The following is a 19,061-nucleotide window of genomic DNA, read 5'->3' as shown; positions in this document are numbered from 1 at the left end:
AGAATTGGTAATAGCATTCTATAATTGATGCGTTTTACCTGAACAAAACTTTGGAGAGCACTTATGGCAACCCCACACATTAACGCACAACCAGGTGATTTCGCTGAAACAGTTCTAATGCCAGGCGACCCGTTGCGCGCTAAATACATCGCAGAAACGTTCCTAGAAGATGTGAAACAAGTTTGTGACGTTCGCAACATGTTCGGCTTTACTGGCACTTACAAAGGTAAGAAAGTTTCTGTAATGGGCCACGGCATGGGTATCCCATCTTGCTGTATCTACGTACACGAACTAATCGCTGAGTACGGCGTGAAAAACGTTATCCGTGTAGGTAGCTGTGGTGCAGTACGTGACGACGTGAAACTAATGGACGTTGTTATCGGTATGGGTGCATCTACAGACTCAAAAGTTAACCGTATCCGTTTCAACAACCACGACTTCGCTGCAATCGCTGACTACGGTCTTCTAGAAGAAGCGGTTAACCAAGCACGTGCTCAAGAAGTACCGGTTAAAGTTGGTAACGTATTCTCTGCAGACCTGTTCTACACACCAGAAGCAGACCTGTTCGAGAAAATGGAAAAACTAGGCATCTTAGGTGTAGACATGGAAGCGGCTGGTATCTACGGCGTTGCTGCTGACCTAGGTGCGAAAGCTCTAACTATCCTAACAGTTTCTGACCACATCATCCGTGGTGAAAAACTAAGCTCTGAAGAGCGTCAAAAGTCGTTCAACGACATGATGAAAGTTGCTCTAGAAACAGCAATCAACATCTAAGAAACACCTAAGTAGTAAATAGCAGCCGGGGCCTGACCGGCTGCAAGAATTATCCCGAGGGGGCGATTGTGTCTAACGGCGAACTGCCAAGGGACGCAGATGGGTTACAACTCAACTTTTGTAAAACATTGGCGTGTGACAACTTTGGATTGAGTGATGCAAAGCGATACGTTTTGCAACATGCTAACCCTAAACGTCCGGCGATGGTATGCCGTGAGTGTGGAGCTTTCCCCCCCTTACTTAATAACCGCGATGTAGTGAACGAACTTCATCGTCTGCGTCACGTCCACAGTGACGGGTTACCTGCTTGTCGCAACGATGACTGCGATAACTTTGGGCTTTCTGTCCATACTCATAAACACCTCTATCACGCTTTCGGTTACAGTGGCGATCGCCAACGTTACCGCTGCAAAGTGTGCCAAAGTACTTTTGTCGATAAATGGTCTGGTGCCAACAAAAAGCTTCAATTCCAAGAGAATTTGATGGGCTTGTTGTTTACTGGTTATTCCGTTCGTGAAATCTGCCGTAAACTCAGCATCAACCCAAAAACCTTTTACGATCATGTTGACCACATCGCTAGCCGTTGCCGACGCAAACTGGCGACGATTGATGCACGCTGGGTAAACCACGCTGAGCATTATGAGCTCGCATCAAACTATGTCGCGCTGCAGCCAAACAGCAATAATGGCGTTTACTGGATTGCTTCAGGTGAAGCACATTCGGGTTATATCCTTTGTCAGCATGTGAATTACTCTTCTGATGATGAGCCAGTCGCTACACTGGATCACAACCCATACGATGAAGTGTCTCGCTTTGTCTCACAAGAATACACAGCAGAAGCGAGTGAACCGCCACCAGCACCATCTAAAAAACTGCGTGAGCGCATCGATCAGAAATATCAAACCATTCTGGCTCGTGGCAACGTTGAGGATCCTTTGGGTAACCTTTCGGTGTTCCATTACCCATCCAAGGGCGCTTTGATTCGTCCGCCATACACTTCTTATGCGCACTATCTTCATGTGCTAGATATGTGCTGCCCTGAGAAGCGCGTTTCTATCTACATGCCTCAAGATCCCCTGCTCCGCTCTGCTGCGTTGAGCGTTTGTTTGTCTCGTATCCAAGAGAAAAATGTAGATCTGATGTACGTAGAAGAGGACGCGATTTGGGACTTGAGTGCGCCATTTGGCAAAGTAGACATTGCCTACATGAGTTGGTGGCGAGATCGCTGGGCGATTTCTAGCCAGTATGAGTGCAACAAGGGTATTTGCTATTTAGCTGGCGATAAAAACGAGCCAGAAGCCTGGTTTAATGTGGCAACAACACGTCACATTCAGTTCTATCAAAACCGCTTCCAACTGCTGTTTGAGAGCTTCATCAACGAGCCACGTCGCAAATTACGACCTGCCGGGATATTGCCTCTTTTAGATATATTCAGAGCTTGGCATAATTTGTGCTATCAGGATAAGCAAGGACTTACTGCTGCTCAAAGACTGAAGGTCACAGACGCACCGCTAACGATCAAACAATTGTTGTCATGACTATTTAACAGTTTACTCATTTATGAGTGGTAAGTAAGTGTTGAACACGGTATACATTACAGTATCCGATTCCTTATTGGTGTGGCCATTTTCCACACCAAAACGATAAATGCATCTAACCCTTGTTTTTAGGTGTAAATTCCAGTTCGATAGTCATGGATGTGAACGTTGGATAAAAGCCAAATTCAGCTCGAGGCCGAGCTCAACGCCCTTGAAGGCCAGATAAAATCTGATCCCGAGCGAGCATTCCGAATCGCAGAACAGTGCCGTATTCGTGCAGAGCAAATTCTATTTGTCGATGGCGAGATCCGCGCACTTATCATCATGTCGCACGCATGCTGGTGTAGCATGGACTATCGTCATGGCCTAAAGCTGATTAAAGACGCTTACAATATTCAAATTCAACTCGATACTGACGATCACCTTCCAGAAATTCTCCACCTATTCGCACTGCAATATTGGGGACAAGCAAAATATTACTCCGCTCAACAATATTGGATTAACGCCCTTGAGCAATCAGCCTTGGTCGACGACATCGAGATTCAAATCGAAGCCTTAATTGGCCTAGGCAACGTTTGGCGAATCACTAACGAACATAAGCTTGCCGCTTCCACGCACGAACTTGCGGTTAAAGTGGCAAATAACGTCCGTATTGCTTGGTTAGAAGGGAAAGCGAGAATCCTGCTAGCTTGGGATTACTACCTACTCAACAACTTTGTTGAAATGCTCACCGTTTTAGACGGAGCAACCGAAGTCCTAAGAGATCATGAAGACAGCACTTGGCAAGCTGAGATATGGGACTTTAAAGGTCTTGCGCTTCTTGGCTTAGAACGTCTCGATGCCGCAGAAGAAGCGACGCAAAAAGCCCACCAGCTCGCGATAGAGCAAGACCTGACTTGGATGAAGGCCCACTCTTTCATCAGTCGAGCAAGACTCGAACTATTGCGTAAAAACACCGAGAGTGCTGCAAAACTTTTGCAATCCGCCGAACAATCCGCGCTCGCGTTTGATAACGGTGAACTACTCAGCCAAATCTGCTTCCAACAATCACGAGTTGCCGAAGAGCAAGGCAATTACGAGCTCGCTTTCCAAGCGTTTCAAAAATATCGCAAACATGCCCTCAAGATGCTTAAAGAGCAGACACACCGAGTCAGCATGGACAAAGCTCGTGGCTCAAAACGCCAGCTAGAACAGCGAGCAAGAAAACTCATCAACCGTATTCGTGCTCAACATGAATATGACCCAGAAAAGCAGTTCTCAAATGTAGTGTCAGAAACCTATTGGTGGGAACAACTGGTTCTGTTTAAGACCGAATTAAAACGCTCTAATCATGCGATCATCATGATCCGCCACTCCGATCCAGCGTTTCTCGACATCTGTACCGAATTAGTCCATTCGCTAACCACTTCTAGTGATCTTATCTCGCGCTTGAGCAGCGACCGTCTAGCGATGTTGATTGCTGAAAAGGATCAAGCCGCTGAAGATCTCTACCGCACCGTCTGTGCTATGTTGGACATCTACCCTTGGAAACGTCGCGGTTTAACTGGCCCTAAGCCGACCCTTTATCTACAGGACATCCTAACCTTCCCGTTCACATTAGAGCAGTTGGAAGAGAGCCACATTGAGGTAATGAAGAATGGAACAACTGCTTAGTAAGGTCACCGATGCAGGCATGGATCCCTCTTCAGTCACTGGTGAAGAGGCGTTGATCTTGTGGGAACACATTCGCCTACACATTGCTTCAACCAATCGAGAGAAAGCGCATTGCTATATCATCAGTGCCGAGTACCGCAGCAAGATTAAACAGTTAACAGAAAGCATTGAAGAGCTACGCCACGCACTAGATTTACTCAAACTGCCAGAGGACGTCGAAGACATTCTTTCGGTGAAATCGAGCTTGAGTGATCGCTTGGTCGAGAAAGGCGACTACAACGCGGCATTAACCGAGTACATCTCTTCCTCCAATATATCGGTGGAATACGGTTACATTGACGAGTACGTGTTAGCTATCATTGGGATGGGCAATCTGTGTGATGCGTATGGCGATCATAATCGCGCTCTACGCTACTACCAAAAGATCGATGCAATTGATCATGCGATTGGTAGCCGCTCGCTGAGATTGCGCTACAAACTCTATATGTTGGCGTGTTACATCAGCCTTCAGCGCATCGGCGCGGCGACAGACTTGCTCAGCGAATGTGAAGAACTCAGCATCTTGGTCAGTGATAAAAACCTAACCGGCCAGATTCATTTATACCGAGCCAAACTGCACCGTTTACAAAAAGAGTACAACGAAGCGCTGCTTGCCATCTCTCAAATCCAGTACGCAACCGGTAAGCAGCACACATTCTGGCTCTCAACCATGGTAAAAATCGAGACGGCTTATTGTTTGAATGAAGTCGGCCACCCATCACTGTCAAACCTACTGTTGGCCTCGACTGGCAAACGCATCAACGAACATTCTTCACCATTGATTGCGAACCGCTTTTACAATGCAATGAGCCAAGTGTGTTCATCGCAAGGCTTGTTCAAAGAGGCACTCAATTACGAGAAGAAAGCGTTTCGCGTTGAATCTGACTTGGTGAAACACATTCCAATCAGCGAGCTAGGTCCTGCACAGTTGCGCCGCCTGACTCGATTTGAATTACAACTCAAACTAATCCTTTCAGAGATTGAAAACAAAGAACTGAAAGAGACGACCCAACAACACAAAAATACGGTAGCCCAGTTGCAACAAGACGTGTTCACAGACCCTCTGACGTCTTTGCACAACCGACGTTGGTTGGAAGTGAAGCTCAAAGATTTGCTGCTGCACGACACGCCTTTTGCCTTACTGGTTATCGACATTGATCACTTCAAATCGATTAACGATGAGCTCAGCCACTTAGTGGGTGATAAAGCCATTGTGAACGTTTCGAAAGAACTCTCCGGTTACTTTAAATTCCGTGGGTCTTCATGTGTACGTTTTGGTGGAGAAGAGTTCTTGGTGATTCTTGAAAACACTGAAGTCGCTAAAGCTGAAATGCACGCAGAAAATTACCGTGAGCGCATTTACCAGTTTGGTTGGCATGAAATCTTGGGCGAGCGCGGTTTGACCGTCTCCATCGGCATCACCTTACATCGTGAAGGTGAAAACACTCAACGTACCTTCTATCGTGCCGACAAAGCCTTGTACCGTGCGAAAGCCAACGGCCGAAATCAAGTGTGTACTGAGCTATAAGCCAAGCCCTCAACGATAAACAAAGCTCTGCCCCACAAACCAAACTCTGAACAATAAAAAACGCCCCAGCTCAAACTGGGGCGTTTTTTATATCTTGCTTATTCTTGCTAAGAGAAAGGCTTAAAGAAAGAACAATGAAATACCGCCAAGCGCGACCAATGTTCCTATTACACTCTTCGCGCCAACCTTCTCACCTTTGATCGCATAAATCACCAAGATAAACAGCGGGCTGGTGGCGATTAAAGTTTGCGCTATCGCTGGGTTGGCGTACTTCAACGCAATCTGTTGTAGCCAAAGGGCGAGAAAGGTTCCGACAAAGATCGCCAGTAACAACCATCCCATTGCTTTGTTACCCATCTCTTGAATGTGCTGCTTGATGCCTTTAAACGGTGCGGGCTCAACGACTTTAATCACCAAGCAAACCGCTAACACACCAATGCTGAGCCTGATTAACGCACCAAGTAACGGTGGAAGATCGCCTGCAACCAACGCATAGTGCGAAATCACCACACCCGAAGCTTGGCATACACTCGCCAACAGGCCAAACCCAATGCCACTCCAATTTGTTTCTTCACCTGAAGAAGAAGGCTGAAAGACCACAAAAGTCACTGCTGCGGTTGTCACCACGACGCCAAACCAACTTTGTAATGTCAGTTCCGAACCAAGAAACACCAAAGCAAGCACGCCTGATAGCGGGGGAGCAAGAGATTCCAGCAATAAGGTTTTGTTCGGACCAATGCGCTTCAACGCGGCGAAGTAAGCACTGTCACCAATGGCAATACCAATCACACCGGAAACCGCTAATACAGCGAGATGTAACGGTTCAATTTGTGTTGGTATACCCTGCGGCAGAAATGGCATGACCACCAGCATCATCGCTGATGCAATAATGCCTTTGACGATGTTCAACTGCATCGCTGAAAAACGATGACTGAACTGACTGTATATCCATGTGGCAACCGCCCAAACGACCGCCGCGCAAATTGCAGCAATCTCACCTGAATATTGCACTGCTTACTCCTTCGTATTGCATGCCGTATCTCTCAATAACAGCGCATCGAGTTATAAATAACTTGATTCACTTATTGTTTCATCAAATACTTAAACAGTTAATTTACGTAAGTTTTTCTATTTAGCAACAAGCACAGGGAAGTAAGATGTTTCTAGACTATTTTGCACTTGGGTTACTCATTTTCGTTGCTTTGGTTATCTTCTACGGAATCATTGTGATTCACGATATTCCTTATGAAATAGCAAAAGAGCGCGAGCATCCTCACCAAGACGCTATTCATTACGCTGGCTGGGTAAGCCTTTTCACACTTCACGCCCTTTGGCCTTTCCTTTGGATTTGGGCGACATTATGGCGCAAAGAACGAGGTTGGGGCTTCAAACAACTCGAACAAGAAACGCATGATATCCATCATCGCCTCGAAGAGCTAATAGATGAAGTCAACGAATTGAAAAAAGAAGTCTCTACGCTGAAAGGCGAAAAGCCAGCGTCAAGCACTCCAGCACAAAAAGAACAAGGTAAGGAGGAACAATAATGGATTTACTACTGGTTCTGACTTACGCCGCGCTATGTATCGCGATTTTCAAAATCTTCAATATCCCATTGAACAAATGGACAGTTCCAACTGCTGTTCTTGGTGGTGTGGTATTGGTCGGTACGCTTATCTTGCTGATGAACTACAACCATCCGTTCACGCAAATTGGTAACCAAGTCTTCTCAACTACACCCGTCGTTTCTGGCGTTCATGGCCGAGTGATTGAAGTACCTGTTCAACCAAACCAACCATTGCAGAAAGATGATGTACTTTTCCGTATCGATCCGATTCCATTCCAAGCGGAAGTGGATAAGTTACGAGCGAAAGTGAAAGAAGCCAGCCAAGGTGCATTAGGACTAGAGTCTGGCGTTCAAGAAGCGGAAGCTGCAGTCATCAAAGCACTTGCTGAACGTGACAAAGCGCAACGCGAATTCGACCGTTACCAACGCGGTTTCGATCGTGGCGCCTTCACCGAGCAACAATTGGATACTCGCCGTCAAGCATTTAAAGCGGCTCAAGCGACGCTTGAAGTTGCTCAGTCCAAACGTGAACAAGCACAAATTGCGTTGGACTCTGAAGTCGGCGGAGAAAACACGCAGGTTGCTTCACTATTGGCCGAATTACGCCAAGCGGAGTTCAACCTCGATCAGACAGTGGTGAGAGCGCCAACCGACGGCTACGTGACTCAGTTAGCATTGCGTCCGGGCGTAATGGCGGTACCGCTGCCACTTGCTCCTGTGATGACTTTCGTTCATACCGAACAAAAACTGTACACCGCAGCGTTCCGTCAAAACTCTCTGCAACGCCTAGAGCCTGGCTTTGAGGCCGAGTTTATGTTCCGTGCATTACCGGGACAAGTGTTCAAAGGTAAGGTCATCGAAGTGCTACCTGCCATCGCGGAAAGCCAATTCCAAGCACGTGGTGCACTACTGGGTACCGATGCACTTCGCACCAGTGGTCGTGTGTTTGTTACTCTGCAAATCACTGATGATCTGACTGAGTATCACCTACCACTCGGTACGGCGGTTGAGGTCGCGGTTTATTCAGATAGCTTTACCCACGTTTCTATCATGCGAAAAGTGCTTATCCGCATGAAGAGCTGGCAAAACTACCTATACCTAGACCATTAATTTAATGGCGAAAAACGCATCAAAAAGTGTAATCAGGGGCTGACAGTCAGCCCCTGTTTTCATTCTAGCCATCCAGATAGATAGCATTCCCACTTTTATCAATATTCTGTATAATGCGCGCCTTATTTTTGATGCTTGCTGAAAAACTAAGCCAGTCAATGGGATGCGTGAATCCAATCACACATTTCTTGAAGAAAAACAGAGCAAACAATAAGCAGCTTGGTTGTTTCCTAACTTTGTTACACAATCAGCGCTATAAAACAAAGCAAGTGAACGTTCTTTAAAATCGACAATTGAACTGAGGTTATCTATGAATCTTTCTGCTAAAACCGTAGTGGTTATTGCAATCGGTGCTGCGCTATACGGCATCGGCGGTTTGCCAATGTTTGGCATTCCTGTGTTTGCAAACACGACGCTGAAACCAGCAATGGCGGTATTGGCATTGTTCTCAGTGTTATTCGGCCCTCTTGTAGGCTTCTTGGTTGGCTTCATTGGCCACTGGGTTACTGACCTATTTGCAGGCTGGGGCGTATGGCTAACTTGGGTACTTGGTTCAGGCATTGTCGGTTTAATTATCGGTCTTTTCCCTTCTCTAACACGCAACCGCCTAGAGAAAGGTGACTTCAATATGAAAGACTTCGCGTTGTTCGTGGTGCTTGCTCTATTGGGTAACGTATTTGGTTACGGCTGCTCAGCCTTCCTAGACACCATCTTGTATGCAGAACCGTTCACTAAGGTATTTACACAGCTGTCGATCATCGCACTGGGTAACACCATTCTTATTGCTATTGTTGGCTTCTTCATTCTTAAGTCTGTCGCAAAACGTAACAAGCAAAGCCGCAACTTAGCAGAGGCTTAATGTCGAATGACAATCGAATTTTCTAACTTCTCTTTTAGATATGAGTCGCTGGACAAACCGACGCTAAAAAATATCAATCTAAGGATAGAGAAAGGAGAGAAAATCGTCATTATCGGTCCAAGTGGTAGTGGTAAATCTACCCTTGGCCAATGTCTTAACGGACTGATCCCACACGCTATCAAAGGGGAAACCAGTGGCCAACTGACCATCAACGGTCAAGACACCTCCCCTTTTGACATGCACCAATTCACCGAACAAGTTGGTACCGTACTGCAAGATACGGACAGCCAATTTGTTGGGTTGAGCATTGGTGAAGACATCGCATTCGCGTTGGAAAACCAATTGATGTCTAACATCGACATGTACCCATTGGTCAAAGCGACGGCCAAAATGGTCGATTTGGAACAGATGTTAGATCGCTCTCCTCACGATTTATCAGGCGGTCAAAAGCAGCGCGTTTCTTTGGCGGGTATTTTAGTCGATGACGTCGACATCTTGTTGTTTGACGAACCACTTGCTGCCCTTGATCCAAAGACGGGTAAGAAGACCATCGAGATTATCGATGATCTGCACCGTGAAACGGGTAAAACCATCATCATTATCGAGCACCGTCTTGAGGATGTACTGCACCGCTCTGTTGACCGTATCATTCTGATGGAAAGTGGTGAAATCATCGCAGATACCACACCAGATGAAATCTTAGCGTCCCCGCTTCTTGAAGAATACGGTATCCGTGAGCCTCTTTACCTTTCTGCTTTGAAAGAAGCAGGCTGCGCGATTGAAGGCGATGCAAAGCCATCGAGCTTAAGCACATTGCCATTGGCGCAATACCAATCCGCCGTCAGCGCATGGTTTGAAGCCTCAAAAGCAACCAACGTTGAAAAGCAAGCCGAGACTCTTCTGGCTGTTCGCAACCTTACCTATTCATACGATGGTGAGAAAAACGCACTTGAAGACGTTAGCTTCGATGTAAAACGCGGCGAATTCGTTTCGGTTTTGGGTAAAAACGGCTCTGGTAAATCCACCATCACTAAGCTTGTGATGGGCGTGATTGAACCAGACCAAGGTTCGATGATCTTGAACGGCCAAGACTTAAACGAGCTAACCATTTTCGAGCGCAGCCAAAAGGTTGGCGTGGTAATGCAAAACCCAAATCATATGATTTCGCATCACATGATTTTCGACGAAGTGGCTTTCGGCCTGCGTAACCGTGGCGTTGAAGAGACACTAGTCGAAGCGAAGGTATTGGAAGTCCTTGAGCTGTGTGGTTTGAGCAAGTACCGCCACTGGCCAATTGAAGCATTAAGCTACGGTCAGAAGAAGCGTGTGACGATTGCATCGATTCTTGCCCTAGAGCCTGAGCTTTTGATTCTGGACGAGCCTACTGCTGGTCAAGATTATCGTAACTACACATCAATGCTGAGCTTTATCGAGAAGCTTAATCGTGAACTTGGCATTACGGTGATGATCATCTCTCATGACATGCACTTGGTCTTGGAGTACACCACTCGTTCCATCGTGATTGCTGATAGCAAGTTGATTGCCGACGCACCAATGACCGAAGTGTTTAGTTCCCCAGCACTGTTAGACCAAGCAAACTTGGCGACGACTAGCTTGTATGAACTGGCTACTGAGTTAGGCATTGAGAACACAAACGACTTTATGCAGCACTTTATTGACGTTGAAAAAGCGCGTCGAGAGCATGAAAACAACGCCGATGTACAAACTTCAGAAGCTCAAGATTCACAAAATAATGATGCTAAGAAAATTGAGAAAGTAGTGGCATGAAAGACAACAAGATGAAGTTTGGTATCAACTACATCGATACCCAATCACCACTGCACAAACTCAATGGCATTACCAAATTTTTGATGTTCATTGCGTGGGTAACGGTGGTACTTACAACCTTTGATTTGCGCATCATTGCTCTACTGATCGTTGTAGGTCTTGGTTTGTTAAAAATGACCAAGGTACCTTTCCATGTGTACAAGCCTTTACTGATCGGTACAGGCAGTGTTTTATTGATTAATGCGCTGTTTATGTTCGCATTAGCGCCGCAGCAAGGCAGTGAATACATGGGCTCAACAACGGTATTGTTATCGTTACCGGGTAATTACTCACTTACTCAAGAGACCTTGTTCTATTTGGTTACCGTGACACTGAAATACTTCAGTATGTTCCCAATTGCTTTGGTGTTTGTGTTTACTACGCATCCTACTGAGTTTGCAGCAAGTTTGAACCGTATGGGTGTGCCTTACAAAATCGCTTATGCAGTCAGTTTGACCTTGCGTTACTTGCCAGAAGTGAAGAAAGACTTCGTGAACATCATGCACGCTCAACAAGCTCGTGGTGTTGAACTGAGTAAGAAAGCGCCGTTGTTTACCCGCATGAAGAACGTTTCTAAGATCTTAGGCCCTTTGATTTTCTCTAGCCTAGATCGCGCCGACCAAATCTCTAATGCGATGACATTGCGTGGTTTTGGGCGTCACTCTTCTCGTACTTGGTACAGCCTAAAACCGCTGACCAAAGCCGATATGGTGTGTATGGCAGGCATCGTCGTGATTGTTGCCGCAGCGATTAGCAAACGCGTCATAGACACTCAACTGTTTTGGTATCCGTTCTAAACGAACCAGTCTCACGTTGAAAACCGAATACAAAAATGGGATGCCTCTGCATCCCATTTTTATAACCAGTTTTCGCGTTAACTTATTGAGTAGTAAGCACTAACTTAGTTCCATCTCAACACACGTGTTTCATTACCCTCTCCCGGCTTAGCTGGGATATTCAAAGACAGTAACAAGCTCACTGCAGCCATAGCGGCACCGATGTAAAACACGCTTGAAGGTGAAACCAACCAAATCACACCAAAGGTTACCGGAATCACGACAGCAGCAATGTGGTTGATGGTAAACGCCACACCAGCGGTTGATGCCATATCTGCCGGATCGGCAATCTTCTGGAAGTAAGTTTTGATTGCGAGTGCCAGCGCAAAGAACAAATGGTCAATCACGTACAATGCTGCCGCCCACTCCGCGGTTTGCACTAAACCGTAGCCGACGAAGACAAAAATCAATCCCACATATTCAAACATCAATGCTTTGCGCTCACCAACGGCTCCGATAAAGCGACCAATACGTTTAGCAAACAGGAAGTTGAACAAATAGTTGATTAAGAAAAGCAATGTGATGTCCGCTGCCGAATAGCCAAACTTCTCCACCATCAAGAAACCAGCGAAGACCGTGAAGATTTGACGGCGAGCACCGCTCATAAAGGTCAATGCATAGTAAAGCCAGTAGCGCTTACGCAGCACCAACTTTTTGTTTTGTGGTACTTCCGTTTTGAATTCAGGGAACGCAAACGCCATCACCATAATCAGGATAAAACCCGTACCGCCTGTCAATAAATAGACCGTCTTAAAATCCAACTTCAGCTGTTCTAGCAGTACCCAAATCGCACCATAGGTAATTAAAGATGCCAACGCCCCAACCGAGATGAACTTACCAAGCATCTCTGGCGCTTCTTCTTTAGAAAGCCATTGTAAGGACAAAGATTGCTTCAGTGTTTCGAAATAGTGGAAACCAGTCGACATCAACAAGGTAGTAAAAAGAAGTCCAAACAAAGATGGGAAGTAACCTGTGATTGCCGTGCCCAGTGTCAGCATGGCGAGCGAGACCAACATAAAACGTTGCTCGCGGATAAACAGCAAAACAAAGACAACAGTGAAAGCAAGAAAACCGGGAATCTCACGCACACTTTGCAGTAAGCCGATATCAGCACCATCAAAGTTGGCTTTTTCGATAACGAAGTTGTTCAGTAGCGCCATCCAAGTGGAGAAGGCAATAGGAACAATAATGGAAATCAGCAGAAGAAAGTTTTGTGGCGTTCTCCAACTTTTCTGTGGCATATTCATGATGAGTCCTTAGGATATGAAGCCGCCATCATACCGCCAAATGTAACAAATTCGCAATATCATTATTATGTATTTACTTTCTGTTTTTTACTTAAATTTCCGAAAGTTAGAATAAAAAACCGCCTCTAAACTTGCGTTTAAAAAGCGGCTATGTCGTTATTTTTTAAAGTTTATTTTACAAAAAATCTTTATGTACTTTGATGATTGCCTTACGAACTGATGCCGGTCCTGTCTCTGTAGCAACCAATGGGCGATGCGGTTGCCCCGGATAGAAAATAATGAACTCTCCGGCCCCCACTTTTATGAACTTCTCATCAACCAACTGTTCACTGAAGGCCACGTCTTTATCTGTTAGCAGGTCTTCTTCTATTGCTGTGAAAGGATTCAAACTGTAGCCAAATACCTCTTCACCTTCGAGCAGGATTTGTACATCTAGATAGTTACGGTGGATCTCAGAACGTCGGTGTTCAAGTGGCTGAGTTTGCTCTTCAACCACCATCATAAAAGCCGATTCTCCAAATAACTCATACTTACCATTTTCAATCGGTGTGCTGAGCTTATCTTTTGCTATCTCGATGACGCTTTGCAGCTTAGGAGATAAATAAGAAAGGAACGTTAAGTGTGCTAAATGTCCGGTGTGCATAAATGCCTCAAGTAAATAAAACAAGATATATTTGTAATACAAATGAACTTATTCTACTTACGATGACTTGTATGCTCGCCAGATCACAAAACCGTGAATTCATGCCTCTAGCTTCTCAACCTTTTCAAGCGTCAAAACTGAACATAACCCATTGATATGAATTAAAAACAAAAACATAAAATTTAATTCACAAGAAGAAACTGAGATCCGACAACACATTTGGGCAATTTTTTCATTGCAAATTCCAGACAGGCGAATATTATAATGACCATATAATCATACAATAGTATATTTTAGGAGTTAGATATGACAAAACCTGTGATTGGTTTCATTGGACTAGGTCTAATGGGCGGCAACATGGTTGAGAACCTACAAAACCGTGGTTACGAACTAAACGTAATGGACCTGAACAAAGAAGCGGTTGCAGCGTGTGTTGCTCGTGGTGCGAAAGAAGCAAGCTCTGCAAAAGAACTGGCTTCAGCAAGTGACATCGTGATGCTTTGTCTAACCACTTCAGAAGTTGTAGAGAAACTGGTTTACGCAGAAGACGGTATCCTAGCAGGCATCAAAGAAGGTGCAGTGCTGATCGACTTCGGTACTTCTATCCCAGCTTCTACTCGTAAGATTGGTGCAGATCTAGCGGCAAAAGGCGCAGGCATGATTGACGCACCTCTTGGCCGTACTCCTGCTCACGCGAAAGAAGGCCTACTAAACATCATGGCTGCTGGTGACATGGATACATTCAACAAAGTGAAGCCAGTACTTGATGAGCAAGGCGAGAACGTATTCCACCTAGGCGCGCTAGGTTCTGGTCATGTGACGAAGCTTGTAAACAACTTCATGGGTATGACAACAGTAGCAACCATGTCTCAAGCGTTTGCGGTTGCAAAACTTGCTGGTGTTGATGGTCAACAACTGTTCGACATCATGTCTGCAGGCCCATCAAACTCACCATTTATGCAGTTCTGTAAGAACTACGCTGTAGATGGCAATCCAAACCTAGGTTTCTCTATTGCAAACGCAAACAAAGACCTTGGTTACTTCCTAGAGATGGTAAAAGACCTAGGTACTGAGTCTCTTATCGCTGAAGGTACTTCTGCAAACCTACAATCAGCGCTAAACGCTGGCCTAGGTCAATCTGACGTACCAGTAATCTTCGACTACTTCACTAAGCTAGAGAAGTAATTCGGATTGAGCCTTACTGCGCAAACGTCGCAGTAAGGCTACTTTACTCTTCCCACTCCAACTTTCTATTCCCCACTTTTTCATCACGATTCTTCATATCTAGCACGTCTAAACGGTTAATATAGAACCTGATGCACGTTCGAGTGCTTCTTGTTCACCCCATGCAGCGTTATACTGTCTTCTATCAATGGTCACAGTGGCATACGCCTCCGCATTTTTTAGTTTGATATGATGAAAAAACAAGTCCTATTTCTTTGCACTGGTAACTCCGCTCGCTCGCAACTTGCCGAAGCGATCTTTAACCACATGGCAGGAGACCGTTTTCATGCTGACAGCGCAGGCGTTCACCCAAGTGAAGTCGACCCAAGAGTGTTTGAAGTTTTAGATGGGCAAAACATCACGAGTGAAGGGCTTCGCTCTAAAGATTATGCGGAAGTTGAAAGCAAGCACTACGACTTTGTCATCACCTTATGTGACAACGCAAAAGATGAATGTGTTATTTTCGAGCAAGATGTCGATCAGCTGCATTGGAATCTTGTTGATCCCAAACCACTGGAAGGCGTTAAGCCATTTAAAAATACCGCCAAAGAACTGATGGAGCGCATTAGCCTATTTTTGCTTCTCAATAGCGAAGAGAACAACACGCATGTTGATCCGAGCAGCTTCTTTAAACTGATGAGCGATCCGCTACGCTTGAAAATATTAATGCTTTTGGAAGACGAACAAGACTTGACGGTCACGGATCTTAAAAACGCGTTAAATGAAAGCCAGCCGAAAGTCTCTCGCCACTTAGCATTATTGCGCGATACCACGTTCTTAAAAGACACACGCCAAGGTCTTTGGATTCATTACCGCTTATCGCCATCTTTGCCGATGTGGATCAAGCATTTACTGCAAACGGTTCGCGTTGGTAACCCTGGTATCATTAACGTTGAGAAATCGTGCTTAAAAGCCGCGCAACAGAACGAGCAATAAGAGCTTCACTCCCACCACACCGCTACATTTAATCCAGAGACGCTGCTGAATATTTTTATTTGAAGCAGTGTCACCTTGTCATCGTTTCGTCAATTCCATTGCTTGGTAATTACCCAAGCCCAACCAAAATATAAACCATTGATATATTAAAATAATAAAGCGCAATCTTTCCGATTTTGGGTATAACCCATACCTCTTGGTTTTAGATGAGCAAATTAACCATTTTTCTGTTGGGCATCGACCAAAATCGCTTTATTTAAGATGCCTTTTTGAACACACAAGCAAACGATATTGTAAGTATCTTGCTACTACGGTCCCGACTCCAGCTGGTAGCAGTTTGTGACTCCACATAAGCCTTGCCCACCTACCACTCCATAGGTGGGCTTTTTTTCAAAAGATGCAGTGTGTAGGCATTCCAGACCGATATGTTTTAAAGGTGATAACTTCGGCTAGTATTCATTGAGGTATCATCTGAGCATCAGCCAAACAACTGGCTCAATCAATATTTCATCTTTGATAATCGGGAATACCCATGCGAAACGCTAAAATCGCGAAGACCGTTTTGTGGGTTGTGGTCAGCAGTTCGATACTTTGGCGGCAGCTAGTCAGCATGGACTACCTGCTCCATTAAACAAGCAGACCGCACACCTAGTGATAATGAGGTGAAGCCTCATCGAAAGCCCTTTTCTCACGGAAGAGAGAGGGCTTTCAACTTTCTATACCGACCTAAACGTCTATAGTCATCTGGATGATGAACAATCTTGGGAATGCCTAAATCCTTATTATTACCGATGCTAAATTAAGCACCGAATTGAGAGATTAGGATTCATGAGATGAAATACGCATTTTCAGTGATGTTATTGTCACTGCTTCCTGTGGTCGCAAACGCTGGCCCTATCGACCCAAAATGTAGCCCTAAGAAGCTGGCTAACGGTGTAACGAAGGTTGTAGGTAACCGTTGTACGCTTGATGAGACGATCGCGGATACTACGAAAGAAGCGCTAGGCGTCGACCATCGCGTTAACCCTAAAAAGCGACTAGAAAGAAAAGGCCTTATCAAAGACGAAAAGTCGGACTAAGCGCCCACCTTCCATTCCTTCCTAAAATGGCCAGTGTTTATCGACACTGGCCATTTGGTTTTAGCTCAACCGAAGCCCCCTCGCCTTTAATCGTCGTGGGCCCAATATCAAAGCGGCATGCTTCGCCACTAAGGTAAACGGTATTCAATAGATTGTGCTCTTGATAAGTGACTCTGACTTGAGACTCCATAGGAGCAACAACGATGATGTCAACTTCACGTCCAGTGGGTTGAGCTTGGTTAACACAACCAGCGCTAAGTAAAACAAGAGGAACTAAGAGGCTTTTCATAACAATAGAGTCTTTCATTCACGTTATAACAGTCAAAAAAAACCACCCAGGTACGCGGGTGGTTAATAAAAAGGAATACGCTATTTCTATAACAGTGATGAATCTTAATTAAGCTCAATAATATTTTGATGGCATCGAAAAATTAAGCAAAACTAGACTGCCTACCAGCTAAACTCGCTCTTTGTTCTCTTACTCTTTGTTTTGTTATTCAATGTTCTTCACATTCAGTCGATTCTGGAACTCAAACACCTTTTCAGGACAAACATCTAAACAACGCCCGCAACTCATGCAGGTTTGATCCATCACGCGACGGTCGCCTTCTTTTAACGGTTGACGCAAAATCTCCGGCTCGGGGCAAACATAAAAACAATCCATGCACTTAGTACAGTCTTCTCGGCGCACGGCAGTGACTCGCATTAAACTCTTGCTACCAATCACACTGTACGTTGCTCCCAATGGACACAAGTGACCACACCAGCCGTGCTCAACTAGCAATAAATCCAGCACAAACACCAATAAGATCAAAACCCAGCCAGCGCCCATGCCAAATACCAAACCACGATGCAGCGCCGCAACAGGATCCAGCCAAGTCCAGAGCACTGAACCCGAAATCGCGCTGCCAAGCATCAATGCGGGAATTAACCAGTAGCGAATATTTGGCGACCAACGATAACTCGCTTTGAGATTGAGTTTTCTGCGCAGCCACGCAGCAAAATCCGTCACGATATTGAGCGGGCACACCCAAGCACAAAAAGCGCGCGGAGCAAGAATCGCGTAAAACACCAACACAATCGCTACGCCTAGGAAAGCGTTAAACTCTGGAATATGACCTGTGGCGAGAGACTGTAATACAATCAAAGGATCGCTCAGTGGCACCGTATTAAGCAGCATACTGGAAGATAAATTGCCTTGCAGAATGCCCCATGTTGGCCCTGCCATAAACAGAATAATGATGGTCAGTTGGCATAATCGACGTAGAATGAGAAAACGATGCGCACGCCACCAGCCCAGTTTTTCGATGGTTTCTTTGCCAGCATCTTGCGCTAAGTTCTTGGCCATTATTGACCTCCTTTGAGCGACTCAAGCGCACCACTTGGTACTGGATTATCTGCTGGTAAGACATTTTCAAGCGGCTTGTCGATTTCTTGCCAGCCAAAGTTGTAGTGACTACCAACCTTACCTTTGGCGAGATCGGTCGGCACCACTTTGATCGCTGCCACATCAAGCACGCAAGCTTGTTCACATTTACCACAGCCCGTACACACATCAGAATTGACGGTCGGGATCAGTTTCGCGTGATAGCCCGTTCTGTCATTACGAATATTCTCCAATGTGATCGCTTCATCGATCAGCGGGCACACACGGTAACAAACATCACAACGTAAACCTTGCCAGTTGAGGCAGGTTTCGTGGTCGATCAGCACAGCCGTCCCCATTCTCGCATCGTCTATATCGGTGAGGTCATGATCCAGCGCACCGCTAGGACAAGCCACGACACAAGGAATGTCTTCACACATTTCGCAAGGAATATCGCGCGCAGTAAAGTACGGTGAACCAGTGGCAACTGGGGATAGCAGACTCGCAAGCTTCAAAGTGTCATAAGGGCATGCCTGAACACACAGCCCACAACGAATACAGGCAGACTCAAAATCACCTTCTGGCAAAGCGCCAGGCGGGCGAATAAGCACACCTTTAGTTTCGCGTGCTTGGCTCTGCAAAGACTGCAATCCAAGAACACACGCTGCCGCACCCACACCAGCGGCGGTACGGGCAGTGTCACGCAAGAATCGACGTCGACTTTGCGAGACTTTTGACTGAGAGGATTTCATTATTATTTTCCTCAAACACGCTCTAATTGCTCTTAAATAAGTTAAGCATAAATAGCGCTAAAAAGGCGTGCTCCCCATACCCCATA

Annotated in this window: 18 protein-coding genes; 12 read left to right on the top strand and 6 right to left on the bottom strand. The window is 45.6% G+C overall.

Annotation, left to right across the window (positions count from 1 at the left end; translation table 11 throughout):
* The first annotated feature begins 63 nt into the window (after positions 1-63).
* From deoD to H735_RS21065, 4 genes are all read left to right on the top strand, one after another.
* On the top strand, positions 64-774 hold the full coding sequence (gene deoD, locus H735_RS21080) for a purine-nucleoside phosphorylase (RefSeq protein WP_005441106.1): 711 nt from the start codon (positions 64-66) through the stop codon (positions 772-774).
* Positions 775-842: 68 nt separating this feature from the next.
* Positions 843-2,312, top strand: coding sequence for a lactate dehydrogenase (locus H735_RS21075; RefSeq protein ID WP_027726846.1), 1,470 nt, complete (start codon positions 843-845; stop codon positions 2,310-2,312).
* Between the two features lie 168 nt (positions 2,313-2,480).
* Positions 2,481-3,965, top strand: a complete 1,485-nt coding sequence (locus H735_RS21070; protein ID WP_009704947.1) for a tetratricopeptide repeat protein — start codon at positions 2,481-2,483, stop codon at positions 3,963-3,965.
* Entirely contained in the window at positions 3,949-5,532 is a 1,584-nt protein-coding gene (locus tag H735_RS21065; protein ID WP_020197884.1) for a GGDEF domain-containing protein, read from the top strand. Before H735_RS21070 ends, H735_RS21065 begins: the two co-directional genes overlap by 17 nt.
* A 120-nt stretch (positions 5,533-5,652) precedes the next feature.
* On the opposite strand, the gene H735_RS21060 is transcribed toward H735_RS21065, so the two are convergent.
* Positions 5,653-6,543: a DMT family transporter gene (locus H735_RS21060; protein ID WP_020197883.1), complete on the bottom strand. Its 891-nt coding sequence runs from the start codon at positions 6,541-6,543 to the stop codon at positions 5,653-5,655.
* Between the two features lie 146 nt (positions 6,544-6,689).
* Here H735_RS21060 and H735_RS21055 point away from each other — a divergent pair, with 146 nt between their 5' ends.
* The 5 genes from H735_RS21055 to H735_RS21035 all read left to right on the top strand — a co-directional run bounded on the left by H735_RS21055 (position 6,690) and on the right by H735_RS21035 (position 11,689).
* Entirely contained in the window at positions 6,690-7,076 is a 387-nt protein-coding gene (locus tag H735_RS21055) for a DUF3302 domain-containing protein (protein ID WP_005438987.1), read from the top strand.
* On the top strand, positions 7,076-8,206 hold the full coding sequence (locus tag H735_RS21050) for an HlyD family secretion protein (RefSeq protein WP_020197882.1): 1,131 nt from the start codon (positions 7,076-7,078) through the stop codon (positions 8,204-8,206). The genes H735_RS21055 and H735_RS21050 overlap by 1 nt, the downstream gene beginning before the upstream one ends.
* Positions 8,207-8,516: 310 nt before the next feature.
* Positions 8,517-9,065: an ECF-type riboflavin transporter substrate-binding protein gene (locus tag H735_RS21045; protein ID WP_020197881.1), complete on the top strand. Its 549-nt coding sequence runs from the start codon at positions 8,517-8,519 to the stop codon at positions 9,063-9,065.
* 6 nt (positions 9,066-9,071) lie between these two features.
* Positions 9,072-10,853 (top strand): ABC transporter ATP-binding protein, encoded by a 1,782-nt coding sequence (locus tag H735_RS21040; RefSeq protein ID WP_020197880.1) that lies wholly within the window; start codon positions 9,072-9,074, stop codon positions 10,851-10,853.
* On the top strand, positions 10,850-11,689 hold the full coding sequence (locus tag H735_RS21035; protein ID WP_020197879.1) for an energy-coupling factor transporter transmembrane component T family protein: 840 nt from the start codon (positions 10,850-10,852) through the stop codon (positions 11,687-11,689). Before H735_RS21040 ends, H735_RS21035 begins: the two co-directional genes overlap by 4 nt.
* Before the next feature lie 104 nt (positions 11,690-11,793).
* Here the strand turns inward: H735_RS21035 and H735_RS21030 are convergent, their stop codons facing one another.
* Both H735_RS21030 and H735_RS21025 read right to left on the bottom strand, forming a co-directional pair.
* Positions 11,794-12,975 (bottom strand): MFS transporter, encoded by a 1,182-nt coding sequence (locus H735_RS21030; RefSeq protein ID WP_020197878.1) that lies wholly within the window; start codon positions 12,973-12,975, stop codon positions 11,794-11,796.
* Positions 12,976-13,150: 175 nt separating this feature from the next.
* Entirely contained in the window at positions 13,151-13,618 is a 468-nt protein-coding gene (locus tag H735_RS21025; RefSeq protein ID WP_020197877.1) for a NanQ anomerase/TabA/YiaL family protein, read from the bottom strand.
* 306 nt (positions 13,619-13,924) lie between these two features.
* Here H735_RS21025 and H735_RS21020 point away from each other — a divergent pair, with 306 nt between their 5' ends.
* The 3 genes from H735_RS21020 to H735_RS21010 all read left to right on the top strand — a co-directional run bounded on the left by H735_RS21020 (position 13,925) and on the right by H735_RS21010 (position 16,857).
* Positions 13,925-14,803, top strand: coding sequence for an NAD(P)-dependent oxidoreductase (locus tag H735_RS21020; RefSeq protein WP_020197876.1), 879 nt, complete (start codon positions 13,925-13,927; stop codon positions 14,801-14,803).
* Positions 14,804-15,031: 228 nt separating this feature from the next.
* On the top strand, positions 15,032-15,778 hold the full coding sequence (locus H735_RS21015) for a metalloregulator ArsR/SmtB family transcription factor (RefSeq protein ID WP_020197875.1): 747 nt from the start codon (positions 15,032-15,034) through the stop codon (positions 15,776-15,778).
* 833 nt (positions 15,779-16,611) lie between these two features.
* Positions 16,612-16,857, top strand: coding sequence for a hypothetical protein (locus H735_RS21010; RefSeq protein WP_005439002.1), 246 nt, complete (start codon positions 16,612-16,614; stop codon positions 16,855-16,857).
* A 37-nt stretch (positions 16,858-16,894) separates the two neighbouring features.
* On the opposite strand, the gene H735_RS21005 is transcribed toward H735_RS21010, so the two are convergent.
* The 3 genes from H735_RS21005 to napG all read right to left on the bottom strand — a co-directional run bounded on the left by H735_RS21005 (position 16,895) and on the right by napG (position 18,975).
* Positions 16,895-17,146 (bottom strand): hypothetical protein, encoded by a 252-nt coding sequence (locus tag H735_RS21005; RefSeq protein WP_009704957.1) that lies wholly within the window; start codon positions 17,144-17,146, stop codon positions 16,895-16,897.
* A 204-nt stretch (positions 17,147-17,350) separates the two neighbouring features.
* A complete protein-coding gene (gene napH / locus H735_RS21000) occupies positions 17,351-18,205 on the bottom strand; it encodes a quinol dehydrogenase ferredoxin subunit NapH (RefSeq protein ID WP_020197873.1) in 855 nt (284 codons plus the stop codon).
* Positions 18,205-18,975 (bottom strand): ferredoxin-type protein NapG, encoded by a 771-nt coding sequence (napG, locus tag H735_RS20995; RefSeq protein ID WP_020197872.1) that lies wholly within the window; start codon positions 18,973-18,975, stop codon positions 18,205-18,207. The genes napH and napG overlap by 1 nt, the downstream gene beginning before the upstream one ends.
* Between the last annotated feature and the right edge of the window lie 86 nt (positions 18,976-19,061).

Source organism: Vibrio owensii CAIM 1854 = LMG 25443, from assembly GCF_000817815.1.
Lineage (GTDB): Bacteria > Pseudomonadota > Gammaproteobacteria > Enterobacterales > Vibrionaceae > Vibrio > Vibrio owensii.
Note: the sequence above shows the minus strand (reverse complement) of the source record. Positions and strands in the feature narration are given on the sequence as shown.